Raw genomic sequence first — 15,476 nt, 5'->3', positions numbered from 1 at the left:
TTCAGTCGCGCTCTGGGTCGGTGTTTTCCAGCTCCAGCGCGGCCGCCAGCAGCGCCAGACGGGCAATCACGCCATAGGCGTAGAAGCGGTTGGGCGCACAGTCCGGCGAGCCGTGCTTGTCCGGCAGGCAGGGGGTTTCAAACGACAGCGGTACAAACTGCATGCCCGGTGCGTTGAGGTTTTCGTCAATGCCACGGCCGGTATGCACGCGGTAGAAGCCACCGGTGACAAAGCGGTCCATCATGTATACCACCGGCTCGGCCACCGCGTCGTCCACGGTTTCGAAGGTGTACACGCCTTCCTGCACGATGACTTCGGAGACTTCCAGCCCCTCCTTCACCACCGACATCTTGTTGCGCGCCTTGCGGTTCAGACCGATGACTTCTTCCGGGCTCTTCACGCTCATCACGCCCATGCCGTAGGTGCCGGCATCGGCCTTGACGATGACGAAGGGGTCGTTCTTGATGCCGTATTCACGGTATTTGACGGCAATCTTGTCCAGCGTGCCGGCCACGGCTTCGGCCAGCGCATCCTCGCCCTGACGGGCATGGAAATCCAGCCCGCTACAGTTGACGAAGTAGGGGTTGATCATCCACGGGTCGATGGAAATCAGCTGCGAGAACTGCTCGGCCACCTGATCGTAGGCGGTGAAGTGATTGCTCTTGCGCCGTACTGCCCAGCCGGCATGCAGCGGCGGCAGCAGGTTTTGTTCCAGATCCTTGAGGATGGCCGGGATGCCGCCGGACAGGTCATTGTTAAGCAGCACCACGCAGGGGTTGAAACCGTCGGCCAGTTTCAGACGGTTACCCTGGCGCAGGATGGGTTCCAGCTTGACGATGTCGCCGCCAGCACTGGTCAGCTCGGTGACTTCGGTGATTTCCGGATTCAGCGTACCCAGCCGCACCTTGAGGCCGGCCTGCTCGAAAATATGCACCAGCGTGGCCACATTTTGCAGGTAGAAGGTATTGCGGGTGTGGTTTTCCGGAATCAGCAAGATGCTGCGCGCTTCCGGACAGACTTTTTCCACCGCGGCCTGCGCCGCCTGGATGGACAAGGGCAGGAAGTCCGGATTCAGGTTGTTATGCCCGCCAGGAAACAGATTCATGTCCACCGGAGCCAGTTTGAAACCGCTGTTGCGCAAGTCGACCGAGCCGTAAAACGGTGCGGCGTGGTTATGCCACTGACTGCGGAACCAGTGTTCGATATGCGGTTGGGCGGTAAGAATGCGACTTTCCAGTTCCAGCAGCGGGCCGGTCAGTGCAGTGGACAGATGTGGGACGGTCATGGGTTCCCCTAGACGGTGGATGACTTGCAGCGAATTGATCTATGGTGGGGGTTGCAGTCGGGGAATTCAAGCCTGCTGGATGAAGGAATGCTTCAGCGCATCCGGTTTGGCATCATGCGGCAGCGGCCAGGGCGGCACACCATATTTTGCCCTGCAGACAGGAAACTTGACCACAGGCTGCCACTCCAAAATCATCCGGGTAAAATTCCCCCCTGGCGACTTGCCACTCATCATGACGGAGGCCACATGAGCCCGACTACCCTGCGCACCAGCCTGCTGGCCGCCCTGTTCTGCCTGCTGCCACTGGGCGCGCTGGCTGCCCCCACGCTGGCGCAAACCCGCTTCACCGACCAGGCCGGCAGCTCGGTCTCGCTGCGCGCCTATCAGGGCAAGGTGGTGCTGGTGAATTTCTGGGCCACCTGGTGTGGCCCCTGCCGCGAAGAAATGCCCATGCTCAATAGCCTGCGTGATCGCCTGGCGCCCAAAGGCGTGGAGGTGGTGGGCATTGCGCTGGACAACAAGGCAGAGACTTACAATTTCGCCCGCCAGCTGAGAATCGGCTATCCCATCCTGCTGGGCGACAGCGATACCCTGAGCCTGCTGCGCACGCTGGGCAACCCGGCCGGTGCCCTGCCCTACAGCATCATTCTGGACCGCAACGGCAAACAGGTGGGCAGCCTGCTGGGGCGGCTGAACGAAAAGAATCTGGAAGATACGCTGCGCCACTTTCTGTAAGTGCGCTACACCACCGCCAGCACCCTCCCCGCAGCACGCTGCGGGGATTTTTCAGGGTGAAGACCGGGCACCGCCCGATCAGATGGCCGCCGCCAGCGTGGCACCCTGATTGATGGCACGCTTGGCATCCAGCTCGGCCGCCACATCGGCACCGCCAATCAGGTGTACGGTTTTGCCGGCATCCAGCAGCGGCTGCTGCAATTCGCGCAGCGGGTCCTGTCCGGCACAGATGATGACGTTATCCACCGGCAACACCTGTGCCTCGTCCTTGATGATGACATGCAGGCCGGCATCGTCGATCTTCTGATAGCTGACGCCAGACAGCATTTTCACCTTTTTCATTTGCAGGCTGGCGCGATGAATCCAGCCGGTGGTCTTGCCCAGGCCATCCCCCACCTTGCTTTGCTTGCGTTGCAACAGGTAAACCTCGCGCGGGCTGGCATGCGGCTGCGGGCCTTGCGGGCTGAGACCCCCGGCATGTTCCACACTCATGTCCACGCCCCATTCGCGCATGAAAGCCGCCACATCCAGCGATGTCGACCTGCCCTCATGGGTGAGGAATTCGGCGGTATCAAAGCCGATGCCACCGGCACCGATGATGGCCACACGCTGGCCCACCGGCTTGCCGTGCTTGAGCACGTCCAGGTAATTGAGCACCTTGGGGTGGTCGATGCCGTCGATCTGCGGCAGGCGCGGCGCAATGCCGGTGGCCAGCACCACTTCATCGAAGTCCTTCAGCATGGCGGCATCCACACGGGTATTCAGACGCAAAGTCACGCCGGTTGCGGCCAGACGGCGATCGAAATAGCGCAGGGTTTCATGGAATTCTTCCTTGCCGGGAATGCGCTTGGCCACATTGAACTGGCCGCCGATCTCGCCTGCGGCATCGAACAGCGTCACCTGATGACCGCGCTCGGCGGCAATGGTGGCAAACGCCAGCCCGGCCGGGCCGGCCCCCACCACGGCAATCTGCTTGGGCTGTTGCGCCGGGGTGTAGTTGAGTTCGGTTTCGCGACAGGCACGCGGGTTCACCAGACAGCTGGTGAGCTTGCCCTGGAAGATGTGGTCCAGACAGGCCTGGTTGCAGCCGATGCAGGTGTTGATTTCATCGGCCTTGCCGGCTGCCGCCTTGTTGACGAAATCCGGGTCGGCCAGGAAGGGACGCGCCATCGACACCATGTCGGCACAGCCGCTGGCCAGGATGTCTTCCGCCACTTCCGGGGTGTTGATGCGGTTGGTGGTGATCAGCGGAATGTTCACCTGGCCCATCAGCTTTTTGGTGACCCAGGCAAAGCCGCCACGCGGCACCATGGTGGCAATGGTGGGGACACGCGCTTCATGCCAGCCGATGCCGGTATTGATGATGCTGGCCCCGGCGCGTTCGATTTCCCGTGCCAGCTGCACCACCTCGTCCCAGCTGCTGCCGTCCTGCACCAGGTCCAGCATGGACAGGCGATAGATGATGATGAAGTTGCTGCCCACCGCGGCGCGCACCGCCTTGACGGTTTCAATGGCAAAGCGGATGCGGTTTTCAAAACTGCCGCCCCAGTCATCGCTGCGCTTGTTGGTGGCGCGGGCGATGAACTGGTTGATCAGATAGCCTTCCGAGCCCATGACCTCGACGCCGTCATAGCCGGCCTGCTGGGCCAGTCTGGCGCAGCGGGCGAAGTCGGCAATGGTTTGCCACACCTCGGCATCGGACAGTTCACGCGGGCGGTAGAAGTTGATCGGCGCAATCAAGGGTGAGGCCGACACGCATTTTTCCTGAAAGCTGTAACGGCCGGAATGCAGGATCTGCAGCGCAATCTTGCCGCCTGCCGCATGCACGGCAGCGGTCACCTTGCGGTGGTCCGGCACATGCTGTTCATCCGCCAGCATGGAGGCGCCCTCGGCCACACAGCCTTCCGCATTCGGTCCCACCCCGCCAGTGACGATCAGCCCGACGCCGCCACGGGCGCGCTCGGCATAAAAAGCCGCCATCTTGTCAAAGCCACCGGGGGCTTCTTCCAGGCCAGTGTGCATGGAACCCATCAGCACACGGTTTTTCAGCGTGGTAAAACCCAGATCCAGCGGGGCCAGCAAATGCGGATAGGCAGTCATGTTTCGTCCTCGTCGACGTGGCGAGCAGGCGCTCACCCTGATTGTGGTTCAGCCGCCGGTCATTTGCCGGCATGACATGGATTATTGTCGCTCGACAATACTTACTAGTAAGTAAGTTGTCAACGCAAGCCATCGGCCCGCTATGCCACACACCCGCAAAGCCCTTGCTGACAATGCCCAGCAGGCTTGGCCTGCGGTGACGGGCTGCTTACACTGTGTCTTTTCTGCCGGAAAACCCATGTCCCTGCCGCGCCCGCTGGCCAATCTGCTTGCCCTGCCGCCCTTGCTGGCCGCCGGCAGCTTTGCCCTCACCGACAGCCTGTTCTGGCCGCTACTGCTGTATCTCGGCATGAGCGTGCTGACCTTTGCCCTCTACGGCTGGGACAAGCGCCAGGCCATCCATCACCGCCGCCGCACACCGGAGAAACTGCTGCACTGGCTGGAGCTGCTGGGCGGCTGGCCGGGCGGTTTGCTGGGCCAGTACTGGCTGCAGCACAAGTCGAGCAAGCGCAGCTACCAGCTGATGTTCTGGCTGATCGTGCTGGCCCACTGGCTGGCCTGGGGCGGCTGGATTGCCTGGCTGTGGCATGTCGCCCACCCCGTCTGAAGCGGCGGTGCTAGCGCTTGATCACCCTGTCCAGCCATGCCTGCATATCCTGCAATACTTCGGCCCGATTGCTCTCGTTGAGCATTTCGTGACGCCCCCCGGGATAGACATGGCTGTGGATGTCGATCAGCCCGGCATCGCGGTAGCGGATCTCCAGCTGCCCCAGGGCCAGCCGGCCATGACTGACCGGATCGCGGCTGCCGGCCAGCAGATACACCGGGCAATGCCGAGGCAGGCGCCCGGCTGCGGTGGCCTCGCCCTGCTCCAGCGCGATGATGCCGCCGAACAGATCGATCCACAGGCCGGGAGTGGGGTCAAAACCACACAGCGGATCGGCAATATAGGCATCCACCTGGGCGCGGTCGCGTGACAGCCAGTCCATGCGGGTGCGTGCGGGAATAAAAGCCAGATTGAAGCTGCCAAACACCAGCCAGGCCATGAAGCGGCTGGGTGCATTCATGCCGCCCAGCCGCCCTGCCAGCCGGGCCACGGCGCGCAGTACATACGCCAGCGGGCGCTGGCGATAGCCGGTGGCGGACAGCAGCAGGCCAGACAATTGCTCGCCGTATTGCAGGAAATAACTGCGCGCGATAAAGGAACCCATGCTGTGGCCAAACAGCAGCAGAGGCTGTTGCGGATGCTGTGCCGCGGCGTGCCGGCGCACACACTCCACGTCATCCACCACCTTGTCCCAGCCCTGTTCGGCAGCAAACCAACCCTGATGGGCCGCATGCGGGCCATGGCCGCGATGGTCGTGGGCATAGACCGCGATGCCTTGCGCTGCCAGCTGCAGCGCCACTGGCTGATAGCGGGCGGCATATTCGCTCATGCCGTGGGCAATCAGCAGCACGGCACGCACGGCCTGCCCCTCGGGTGGCAACCAGCAACAACCATTAATACGGTGGCCATCGGCCGCCAGCAAATCGAAATGCTCCATGTTTTCCTCGTTGCGCTGTGCGCTCCGCTTGCCCAGACCTGGGGTGCGGTGCTGCATTGATGATGCAGCCATCATGCGTCCTTGCCGGCAGATGTCGCAAGCACAAATCCGCTCCGCCGCTACAGGGCGGGCAGCAAGGCAATGGTCAGCACCAGGGTGGGAATCCCCAGCACGGTACTACACAGCAAGGTGGCGCCCGACAGCGCATAAGGCAGCCGCAGACTCACCCCGAACAGGATGCCAAAAAAGCCGGAAGGGATGGCGGCCAGCAGCACCAGCGCCTGCGTCAGCTCGCGCGGTAATGCCAGCCATAGCGCCAGCCCGTATACCAAAGCCGGATGCAGGATGTTTTTCAGCAGCGCACCGAGCACGCTATGCCAATCCAGCCGGAAGGGCTGGGCCGAAACCAGCAAGCCGGTCACAAACAGGGCGACACCGCCCACGGCCAGCCCCATCATCGAAAAAGCAGCACGCAGATAATCAGGCAAAGGCCATTGCAGCACGGCCAGCAAGCTACCCAGCAGCGGTGCCAGTACCACTGGATTACGCAGGATGTTCAGCAGCGTCCGCAGCAGTGGCAGGTGATCAGACGCGGCGGCACCGGCCGGCTTGCCCTGTAATAAAAACAGGGTCAGCGGCGAAATGACCACGCTGCCGGCAATGATGGCTACCGCTACGGCCAGCGATTCTGCTGGCGACATCACCGTGGCCAGCAAGGGCAGGCCTACCGCTGCATAGTTGGGCAGTGCCACCGTACAGGCCTGCATGGCGGCCAATGGTGGCTTTTGCCGCCACAGCAGCCGTTCCAGCGCGTAGCTGAGCCCAAACAGCAAGAGCATGGACAACACCAGCAAGGCAAACAATGGCAGCTGCTGATGCAAGGAACCCAGCGAGGCATTCGCCGTGGTCAGGAACAAGGAACAGGGCAAGGCAAAGCGCATCAACAGGCTGTTGAGTGATTCGACATGCACATTGTCTACACGCTGCCGTTTGCCAGCATAAAAGCCCAGGCTCAGGACAAAGAACATGGGCAACAAAGATAGAAGGATGGTGTGCAGCATGATTTCCCCGGCTTCAGGATGAGGTTTGCCCCGCGGTGTCAGGGCAGCATGCGCATGGTGCATGGCAGGGCAAAGCCGGTCCAGCCGTGCCGGTCGCGCAGGAAGCGCTGGCAAACTGGCCAAAAATACTGGGAACAAACAGGAGGGAAGGTGATTTGCAAAGCGTGCCGCCGGGCGCAGCACGACAGCATCAGGCCAGCATCCGCGCCGGGTCAAACTGTGGATTGGTAAGCGAAGTCAGCACATGGTCGCGCCACGCGCCATTGATATACAGGTAGTCGCGTGCCAGGCCTTCTTCAACAAAGCCCAGACGCTGCAACAAGGCGGCACTGCGCTGATTATGCGGCTGGTAATTGGCTTGCAGGCGATGCAGGCGCAAGTCGTCAAAGGCAAAGCGGATGATCTCGCCGACCGCCTCGTGCATCAGTCCCTGCCCTTGCAGGCTGTGGTCGATGCCGTAACCCAGATGTGCCGCCTGAAACACCCCGCGCACGATATTGCTGAGGCTGACCGTGCCGATGATCTGCCGCGGCTGCTCCGGCTGGGTAAGCAAAAAGCGCGCGCCCCGCCCCTGTTCCCAGCTCAGCGCCTGCTGGCGCAGCTGCATGGTCCAGTACAGCTCGGTAAAGAACATGTCGCCCGGCTTGGGGTCCCAGGCGGCAAAATGCTGACGGTTGCGCACTTGATAATCCAGCATGGGACGCGCCAGGCCGATGTGCGCGGGCAACAGCTGCAGGCGTGGCGTGGCAAGGACGGGCTGGATGGTGGTCATGGCGGCGGCAGGCAAGAGAGGTTGGCCTGAGAGTGTAAGCGCAGCGCACCGGTGACTCAAGCCGCCTGCCAGACGCAACAACGCCCGGACAAGCCGGGCGTCGGGTCTTGCTGCGTGGTGCGTGGCGGCTTAGTTGCCGGTCAGCCGTTCCAGCGCTTCGCGGTACTTGGCGGCGGTTTTTTCGCGCACCTCCAGCGGCACGGCCGGGGCCGGCGCCTGCTTGTTCCAGCCGGAGGCTTCCAGCCAGTCGCGCACGAACTGCTTGTCGAAGGAGGGCGGATTGGTGCCGGCAGCATAGCTGTCGGCCGGCCAGAAACGGCTGGAGTCCGGGGTCAGCGCTTCGTCCATCAGCACCAGGGTGCCGTCTTCATCCAGTCCGAACTCGAACTTGGTATCACAGATGATGATGCCGCGCTTGGCGGCGAATTCGGCAGCAGTCTTGTACAGCAGGATGGCGGTGTCGCGCACCTTGGCCGCCAGCTCGGCACCGACAATGGCTTCGCACTGCTGGTAGCTGATGTTTTCGTCGTGATCACCCACGGCCGCCTTGGTGGACGGAGTGAAGATGGGCTCGGGCAGTTGGCTGGATTCCTGCAGGCCGGCCGGCAGCGCAATGCCGCACACGGTGCCGGACTTCTGGTATTCCTTCCAGCCGGAACCGGCCAGATAACCGCGTACCACGGCCTCGATCGGCACCGCTTTCAGGCGCTTGGCCACCACGGCGCGGCCTTCCACTTGCGGCAGGTCTTCGGCCGACACCACGTCTTCCGGCTTGTCACCGGTCAGGTGATTGGGCACCACGTCCTTCAGGGTTTCAAACCAGAAGTTGGAAATGGCGGTAAGGATCTGGCCCTTGGCCGGGATGGGATCATCCAGAATCACGTCGAAGGCGGACAGGCGGTCGGTGGCGATCATCAGCATGCGCTTGTCGTCGATCTCGTACAGATCGCGTACCTTGCCGGAGTAGATTTTCTTCAGGCTTTTCAGATTGGTGGTGTTGAGTCCGCTCATGACACGTCCTTGCTAAAGGCTGGGCCACCCTGCCTTATGGGCGGGCTGGCGATTTTGAAAACTGCTCGGCTCCGCAGCCAAGCGCTTGTCAGCTGGCGGAGCCGGAATGGCTTACAGCGTATCCTTCAGCGCTTCGGCCTGTTCCAGAGCCTCGTCGGCAGTGGCGGCCATCACGTTGAAGTGGCCCATCTTGCGCCCCGGCCGCGCCTGCTTCTTGCCGTACAGGTGCAGCTGGGCATTGGGGGCCTCGGCCAGCACGTCCCAGTTGGGTTCGCGGCCGTCTTCCTTCCATACATCACCCAGCAGGTTCACCATCACCACCGGGCTGAGCAGGTCGGTGCGGCCCGGCAGCAGGCCGCACATGGCGCGCACTTGCTGCTGGAACTGGTCGGTCAGGCAGGCCGTCAGGGTGTAATGGCCGGAATTGTGCGGGCGCGGGGCGATTTCATTCACCACCAGGCTGTCGTCGTCCAGCACAAAGAATTCCACCGCCAGCACGCCCACATAGTCCAGCGCTTCGGCCAGGCTTTGCGCCATCTGCTGGGCCGATGCGGCCAGCGCCGGGGCAATGCGCGCCGGTACGATGGACACATCCAGAATGCCGTTCTTGTGGCTGTTTTCCGCGACCGGGAATACCGCCATCTGCGCCGTGCTGACACGGGTGACAATGGCCGACACTTCCAGCTTGAGGTCCAGCATTTTTTCCAGCACGCAAGCCTGACCACCCAGATTGGCATAGGCGGCGCGGGCTTCGTCCTGGGTGCTGACCCGCACCTGGCCCTTGCCGTCGTAACCCAGACGGGCAGTCTTGAGGATACCCGGCAGGTAGGGCGTCAGGTCGACCTGGATGTCTTCCACGCTTTCAATGGCCAGATACGGCGCCGTCGGCAGGCCGGCCTTGTTGATCCACGACTTTTCGGCAATGCGGTCCTGGGCGATGGCCACGCAATCACCAGACGGCGATACACGGGTGGTGCGGGCCAGTTCGCGCATGGCGTCGGCGTTGACGTTTTCGAATTCGGTGGTGACCGCAGCACAGGTCTGCGCCAGGGTCTTGAGGGCAGCGGCGTCATTGAAGGGCGCACACAGGTGCACATCGGCAAACTGGGCGGCCGGCGCATTGGCATCCGGGTCCAGCACCGTCACGCGGTAGCCCATGGTCTTGGCGGCCACGGCAAACATGCGGCCCAGCTGGCCGCCGCCGAGTATGCCCAGCATGGACGGCGGCAGGATGGCAGCCATTTATTCGACCTCCGGCAGCGACATCGCCAGCACGGTTTCTTCCTGGCGCTTGCGGAAGGCGATCAGCTTTTCCGCCAGTTCCGGCACGGTATTGGCCAGCATGGCCACGGCAAACAGCGCGGCATTGGCGGCACCGGCTTCGCCGATGGCGAAGGTGGCCACCGGAATGCCCTTGGGCATTTGCACGATGGACAGCAGCGAATCTTCGCCGCGCAGGTATTTGGACGGCACCGGCACGCCCAGCACCGGCAGGTGGGTCTTGGCCGCCAGCATGCCCGGCAGGTGGGCAGCACCGCCAGCACCGGCGATGATGGCTTTCAGACCGCGCGCAGCAGCGGTTTCGGCGTAGTTGAACAGCAGGTCCGGGGTACGGTGGGCGGAGACGACGCGGGTTTCAAAAGCAACGCCGAAGTCCTTCAGTACGCGGGCGGCGTTCTGCATGACTTCCCAGTCGCTGTTGCTACCCATCACGATGCCGACTTCAATCATGGCGGTGCAGCTCGGGGAGGAATAAAGAGGTGATTTTACCTGAGAGCAGGGGTGGGCCGGAATGGTTTTTTATTTTGATATCAAGACATTTGTCGCACTGTGCGGCCAGGCCAGCCCGCCTCAGCCCGGCCGCGGATAAGTGAACAACAACAGGTGGACGGTATTGAAGGCCAGATGCGCCAGTGCCGCCAGCGCTACCTGGCGGGTGGCGGCGTAGGTCAGGCCATAGCCCAGGCCGGCCAGGGTGGCCAGCCCCACCCAGCCCCAGCCGCCGGCAAGGTGGGCCGCGCCGAACAACAGCGAGGCGGCAATCAGCGCGGGCAGGGGTTCCACCCGGTTTTCCAGCCAGCGCTGCAGGCCGTGGCGGAATAGCGCCTCTTCCGGCAGGGCAGTGAGAAAGAAATTGGCAAACAGCCAGGGCAGCAACCAGGCCGGCAGTTTGGGGGCATAGGCGATCATGCCGCTTTCCTGCGCCAGCGCCAGTACCAATAGCAGCAGCAACAGCCCGACTGCGGCCACGGTGCCACCCCAGGCGCGACCACGATGGGGCGCATCATGCAAGCCCAATAGCAGCAGCCAGCCGGCCACGCCCTTGTCGAAACTCCAGAACAGCCGGTAGACCTCGCTGCCGGGGGTGGCCCTGCCCTGCCACAGCAAGGGATTGTCAAAGCCGGGCAAGGCATGCAGGGCCAGCGCCAGCAACAGGGCTATCCACAGCACCTGCAGCTCGGCGCGGGGGCGCCGGTAAACCAGATAGCTGAGAACGGCAGCCAGCAAGACGGCCAGCAAGCCCAGCGGCTGCAGCAAACCGCTGTATACGGCCAGCACAATGGCAGCGCCACCGGCCAGCACGGACGAGCGTGGCAGGCTGAGGCTTTGCAGCAGCAAGGCGGTGGCCAGCAGGCCGAAGCCGGCCAGTTCCAGGGGGGCGGGTAGCATCATGGGATGGGCCCAGCCCGCCAGGCGGCGTCTGCCGCGTGGCGGGCTGTGGTGACTTACATTTTGCTGAGTTGCTCGCGCGCCTTCTGCGCGGCGCTGCTGGCAGGGTACAGCTTGATCAGCCGCTTGAGCGTGGTCTTGGCACTGTCGGCCTGGCCCAGGTCGCGCTGGCAGTTGACCACATTACGCAGCGCGTCCGGTGCCTTGGGATTGTCCGGGTATTGCTCGGCAAAGCGGCGGTGTATCTCGATGGCGGCATCGTACTGGCGCTGCGCGGTATGGGCGACGCCCAGCCAGTACAGGGCATCCACCGCCTGTGGCGCACCGGGATTCTGCTGGATATACAGGCTGAGCGCGGCGGTGGCCTTGGGGAAATCACGGGCGCGCAGCAGGTTCAGTGCCTTGTCGTAGTCCGGGCTGGTCTGGGTATCGGCCGCGGCGGCGCTGTTGGCGGCGGGCTGGCTGGCGGCCTGCTGGGCCGCGGCTTCCTTGCCGGCGCTCTCCAGATGGCTCAGACGGCCATCCAGATCGTTATACAAATCGTTCTGCCGCTTCTGCGTGGTTTGCAGATTGTAATTGGCCACTTCCACCTCGCCGCGCAACTTGGCGACTTCGGCCTTGAGGCTGTCTACCTGATTGACCATTTCCAGCAGCTTCTCATTGGACAGCTTGCTTTCCACTTCGGACAACCTGGCGTTGGCCTGGCGATTGACCTGATCGATCTGGTTGCGGGTTGCTTCGATGTCGCTGGTGGTGGCGCAGGCTGACAGGGTCAGCAGCAGCGCCGCGCTGAGGGCAAGCCGTTTCATGGGGCAGTTCTCGGTCCGTTGAATACAGGTTGGCCGAACATCATAGCAGCCCGTGGATGTCCATGGACTGATGTTCGGCCTGTTGCATGCGCGCCGGCGGCGGGCTGCCATGCTGGCAGCCGGTGTCGCCTGCCTTATTCGCCGTTGTACAGAATGTCGGCGCGGCGGTTTTCGGCGAAGTCAGCTTCGGTATTGCCGGTCGCCTTCGGCTTTTCCTTGCCCAGGCTGACGGCTTCCACCTGGCTTTCCTTCACGCCCAGCACTTCCAGCGAGCGCTTCACGCCCTCGGCACGGCGCTGACCCAGGCCCAGGTTATACTCGCGGCTGCCACGCGAGTCGGTGTTGCCCTGGATGATGACCTTGCGATCGGCGTGATCTTTCAGATAGCCGGCATGGGCTTCCACGGTGGGCTTGTCGCTGCTCTTGACGGTGGAGGAGTCAAAGTCGAAATACACGCTGCGCTTGGCCAGCGGGCTGTGCGGATCATGCAGCGGGTCTGCCGACAGATTGCCTTGGTTGCTGCTGCCGGTATCTACCGGGGCAGTGGTCTGGCTGCTGGCTGCGCCATTATTGCCTGCCGGGGCCACCGGGGCCGGTTTGGTGCTGGCGCAGGCGGCCAGCAGGGTGACCGTGGCGGTGCCGAGTACGAGTTGCTTCCAGTTCATGCCTTCACTCCTTGGATTTGAATGCATTACATCATTGCGGATTGTTGAAAGGGCCCCATGACGGGTCCTGCACTTCACCATTGATGACTGCCAGTTTCACCTTGCTGCTGCCATCCAGCGTGGTGGCATACAGCACGCTCTTGCCGCCGGTCTCGCTGGCATACAGCACCATGCGACCATTGGGGGCGAAGCTGGGTCGTTCGTTATAACCATTGTCCGACAGCGCGCGCACATCACCGGTGGTGAGATCCTGCGCCATCACCCGGAAATGGCCCGCCTCGCGCCGGATGAAGGTCAGGGTGCGGCCATCCGGTGAAACACGTGGCGAAACGTTATAGCTACCTTGCCAAGTAACGCGCTGGGCCTGCCCGCCGCTGACAGCCATGCGATAAATTTGTGGTCCGCCGGTACGGTCGGAGACAAAGTAGATCTGGCTGCCATCCGGGGTGAAGGCCGGCTCGGTATCAATCGCATCGCTATAGCTGAGGCGACGCGGCGCACCGCCCAGCGTGTTCACCAGATAAATCTGCGAGTTGCCGGTGGTGGTCAGCACCACCGCCAGCTTGCTGCCATCCGGACTCCAGGCCGGGGCGGAATTGCTGCCCTTGAAATTGGCCACGGCGCGGCGCTGGCCGGTGGCCAGGTCCTGCACCCATACCACGGGTTTCTTGCTCTCGAAGGAGACATAGGCCAGGTAGCGGCCATCCGGACTCCAGCTGGGCGAGATGATCGGCTCTTTCGAGCGCAGGATGGTTTGCGCGCGGTTGCTGTCCACATCCGTGATCAGTCCCACCTGCAACATATAATTGCGGCCGTTTTTCAGCACATACACCACGCGGGTATTGAAAATGCCCTTCTGTCCGGTGATGGCCTCGTAAATCATGTCGGCAATGGTATGCGCCACTTCGCGGCCACGGTCCGGCGTCACGGTGAACTCGCCGGAAGTCAGCTGCTTTTTCTGTGCCACATCCAGCAAGCGGAAACTGATCTTGACCTGGCCGCCGGCCACTGGCTCGACCTTGCCGATGGCGATGGACTGTGCGCCGGCAGCCTGCCACAGCGGGTAGCGAACATCCGCCGGCTCTACCGGCACATTGGCGACCGCCGTGCCATCCACCATGCGAAACACACCGGACAACTCCAGGTCGCTGCGAATGATGGGCGTGAGCGCTTCGCGCACGCGACTGCCTTCGTCCTTGAACGGCACCACGGCGATAGCATGCTTGCTGGCACCGCCACCGACGATTTCAATAGTCATTTCAGCGCGGGCGGCGCCACTGGCCAGCAAGGCAAACATTAGCAATGCCTTAAACAGAGTGCGAATGCGCGGCATGAGTTCCCTCTACATACGAAATTTCGTAAAAAACCTGTGATTATTCAGCCATTACCCACCTGCGCCCTCAGGAGCGGGGGCGGAATTCCATCTTGAACTGACGATAGCCATCGTTGAAGTTGGCCCCGGCCGGCAGGCTGGGGAAGGTACGCGCCTCCCAGATGGCGCGCTGCACAGCTTCGTCATACGCCTTGTTGCCACTGGAGCTGATCTGCTGCACTTTGCTGACTTCCAGCGTCGGCAGCAGGGTCACCAGCAGCACCACCTTGGGATTGCCGCTCAGATCGGGAGGAATCTGCACCAGCGGGGTGATCTTGGCCTTGACCTTGTCGATCCAGCCCCCCTTGGCCGCGGCCGAACCATTGACCGATCCACCGGCCATGCCAGTGGCGCTGCCCGCCTGCGTGCTGCGGGCATTGGCCTTGTGGCCGGTATTCGGGCTATCCAGCGAGGACAGCAGATCGTCTGCCTCGTTGTTGTAGTTCTTGGCCTGCTTGCTGCCCTTGCCCGGTACGGCTGGCGGCGGGGTCTTGGCTGTTTTCTTGTCGGCAACGGCCGGTGTGACCGGTTTGGTCTGCGGTTTTTCCACCGGCTTGTCCTGCTTTTTCGGCGGCTCCGGCTTTTTCTCCGGCTCCACTTTCTTTACCGGCTGCGGCTTGGCTTTTTCTGGCAACAGCTTTTGTACCGGCGCCGGCTTGCTGACATGCTCCGGTGGTGGTTTTACTTCGTGCTGCGGCTTGGGCTCGGGCTTTTTCTTCGCCCCAAGATTGACCTCGGCCGGCGGTTCCGGCGGCGGGGCGGGCGGAGTCACCACGGGTGGCGCGGGCGCTGGTTTCACCACGGGGACCGGCTCAGCCACGGCGGGCGGGGGCGGCGGCGGGCTGCTCCATAGTTCCAGCGCCAGCGGCACTTCCTTGACTGGTTGCTGGCTGTGCAGGCCAGCCCATAGCAACAGGCCGCCCACCGCGGCGTGGAACAGCAGCGAGGCCAGCAATGAGCCGGAAAAGGAGGTGTCGGAGCGTTTCATGCCTTACTGATGATTCTGCTGCTTGACGGTGAGGGCCACGCGCTTGATGCCGGCCTTGTGCAGGTCGTCGGCCACGGACACCACATCGGAATACTTGAGATCCTTGTCGGCAGAGATGGCGACCGGGCGGTCGGCACCGGCCAGCAAGGCGGCCACCTGGGATGCCAGCGTGCTGCGCGATTCCACCGCAGTCACCTTGTCGCCGTCCTTGATTTGCAGCTTGTCACCGGCATCCAGCACCACCTCCAGTGGCGGCTGATCCAGCGCGGCGGCCTGCGATACGCTGGGCACCTGGATCACCCCAGGCGTGAACATGGGCGCAGTCACCATGAAGATGACCAGCAACACCAGCATGACGTCGATGTAGGGCACCACGTTCATCTGGTTCATTTGGCGGCGGGGGCGGCGATTCAGCATGGGGGTCCGGACGAAAGTTCAGTTCGCCATCATAGCACCGCACCCGA

16 protein-coding genes are annotated in these 15,476 nt (G+C 62.8%); 2 read left to right on the top strand and 14 right to left on the bottom strand.

Features of this window, described 5'->3' with window-relative positions:
• Position 1: 1 nt before the first annotated feature.
• Entirely contained in the window at positions 2-1,285 is a 1,284-nt protein-coding gene (gene gshA, locus JHD64_RS11030) for a glutamate--cysteine ligase (protein ID WP_059286682.1), read from the bottom strand.
• A gap of 246 nt (positions 1,286-1,531) precedes the next feature.
• Between gshA and JHD64_RS11025 the strand changes: the two genes are divergently transcribed.
• Positions 1,532-2,020, top strand: a complete 489-nt coding sequence (locus JHD64_RS11025) for a TlpA disulfide reductase family protein (protein WP_110313032.1) — start codon at positions 1,532-1,534, stop codon at positions 2,018-2,020.
• A 78-nt stretch (positions 2,021-2,098) separates the two neighbouring features.
• On the opposite strand, the gene JHD64_RS11020 is transcribed toward JHD64_RS11025, so the two are convergent.
• On the bottom strand, positions 2,099-4,120 hold the full coding sequence (locus JHD64_RS11020) for an NADPH-dependent 2,4-dienoyl-CoA reductase (RefSeq protein WP_199053262.1): 2,022 nt from the start codon (positions 4,118-4,120) through the stop codon (positions 2,099-2,101).
• Positions 4,121-4,358: 238 nt separating this feature from the next.
• Here JHD64_RS11020 and JHD64_RS11015 point away from each other — a divergent pair, with 238 nt between their 5' ends.
• A complete protein-coding gene (locus tag JHD64_RS11015) occupies positions 4,359-4,727 on the top strand; it encodes a DUF1294 domain-containing protein (protein WP_199053261.1) in 369 nt (122 codons plus the stop codon).
• A gap of 10 nt (positions 4,728-4,737) precedes the next feature.
• Here JHD64_RS11015 and JHD64_RS11010 read toward each other — a convergent pair whose 3' ends face one another.
• The 12 genes from JHD64_RS11010 to JHD64_RS10955 form a co-directional block, all read right to left on the bottom strand.
• Complete coding sequence (locus tag JHD64_RS11010; RefSeq protein ID WP_233170443.1) at positions 4,738-5,721, bottom strand: alpha/beta hydrolase; 984 nt, start codon at positions 5,719-5,721, stop codon at positions 4,738-4,740.
• 62 nt (positions 5,722-5,783) lie between these two features.
• Entirely contained in the window at positions 5,784-6,725 is a 942-nt protein-coding gene (locus tag JHD64_RS11005) for an AEC family transporter (protein WP_199053260.1), read from the bottom strand.
• Between the two features lie 190 nt (positions 6,726-6,915).
• Positions 6,916-7,497: a GNAT family N-acetyltransferase gene (locus tag JHD64_RS11000; RefSeq protein ID WP_199053259.1), complete on the bottom strand. Its 582-nt coding sequence runs from the start codon at positions 7,495-7,497 to the stop codon at positions 6,916-6,918.
• A 129-nt stretch (positions 7,498-7,626) separates the two neighbouring features.
• Entirely contained in the window at positions 7,627-8,508 is an 882-nt protein-coding gene (locus JHD64_RS10995; RefSeq protein ID WP_199053258.1) for a phosphoribosylaminoimidazolesuccinocarboxamide synthase, read from the bottom strand.
• A gap of 111 nt (positions 8,509-8,619) precedes the next feature.
• Entirely contained in the window at positions 8,620-9,750 is a 1,131-nt protein-coding gene (locus JHD64_RS10990) for a 5-(carboxyamino)imidazole ribonucleotide synthase (RefSeq protein WP_199053257.1), read from the bottom strand.
• On the bottom strand, positions 9,751-10,239 hold the full coding sequence (purE, locus tag JHD64_RS10985; protein WP_059286675.1) for a 5-(carboxyamino)imidazole ribonucleotide mutase: 489 nt from the start codon (positions 10,237-10,239) through the stop codon (positions 9,751-9,753).
• Positions 10,240-10,359: 120 nt separating this feature from the next.
• The gene (locus JHD64_RS10980) at positions 10,360-11,181 is read right to left on the bottom strand and encodes a CPBP family intramembrane glutamic endopeptidase (RefSeq protein ID WP_199053256.1); all 822 of its coding nucleotides are present in this window, start codon (positions 11,179-11,181) and stop codon (positions 10,360-10,362) included.
• A gap of 53 nt (positions 11,182-11,234) precedes the next feature.
• On the bottom strand, positions 11,235-11,987 hold the full coding sequence (gene ybgF / locus JHD64_RS10975; RefSeq protein ID WP_199053255.1) for a tol-pal system protein YbgF: 753 nt from the start codon (positions 11,985-11,987) through the stop codon (positions 11,235-11,237).
• 134 nt (positions 11,988-12,121) lie between these two features.
• Positions 12,122-12,652, bottom strand: coding sequence for a peptidoglycan-associated lipoprotein Pal (pal, locus tag JHD64_RS10970; RefSeq protein ID WP_199053254.1), 531 nt, complete (start codon positions 12,650-12,652; stop codon positions 12,122-12,124).
• A 31-nt stretch (positions 12,653-12,683) separates the two neighbouring features.
• On the bottom strand, positions 12,684-13,949 hold the full coding sequence (tolB, locus tag JHD64_RS10965) for a Tol-Pal system beta propeller repeat protein TolB (protein WP_233170442.1): 1,266 nt from the start codon (positions 13,947-13,949) through the stop codon (positions 12,684-12,686).
• A gap of 103 nt (positions 13,950-14,052) precedes the next feature.
• Positions 14,053-15,012 (bottom strand): energy transducer TonB, encoded by a 960-nt coding sequence (locus JHD64_RS10960; protein WP_199053252.1) that lies wholly within the window; start codon positions 15,010-15,012, stop codon positions 14,053-14,055.
• A gap of 3 nt (positions 15,013-15,015) precedes the next feature.
• Positions 15,016-15,429 (bottom strand): biopolymer transporter ExbD, encoded by a 414-nt coding sequence (locus JHD64_RS10955; RefSeq protein WP_199053251.1) that lies wholly within the window; start codon positions 15,427-15,429, stop codon positions 15,016-15,018.
• Between the last annotated feature and the right edge of the window lie 47 nt (positions 15,430-15,476).

Origin of the sequence: Aquitalea sp. ASV15 (genome assembly GCF_016429115.1) — a bacterium.
In the GTDB taxonomy this organism is placed as follows: domain Bacteria; phylum Pseudomonadota; class Gammaproteobacteria; order Burkholderiales; family Chromobacteriaceae; genus Aquitalea; species Aquitalea magnusonii.
The sequence above is the reverse complement of the archived record's forward strand: the minus strand, read 5'-3'. Positions and strand labels throughout refer to the sequence as shown.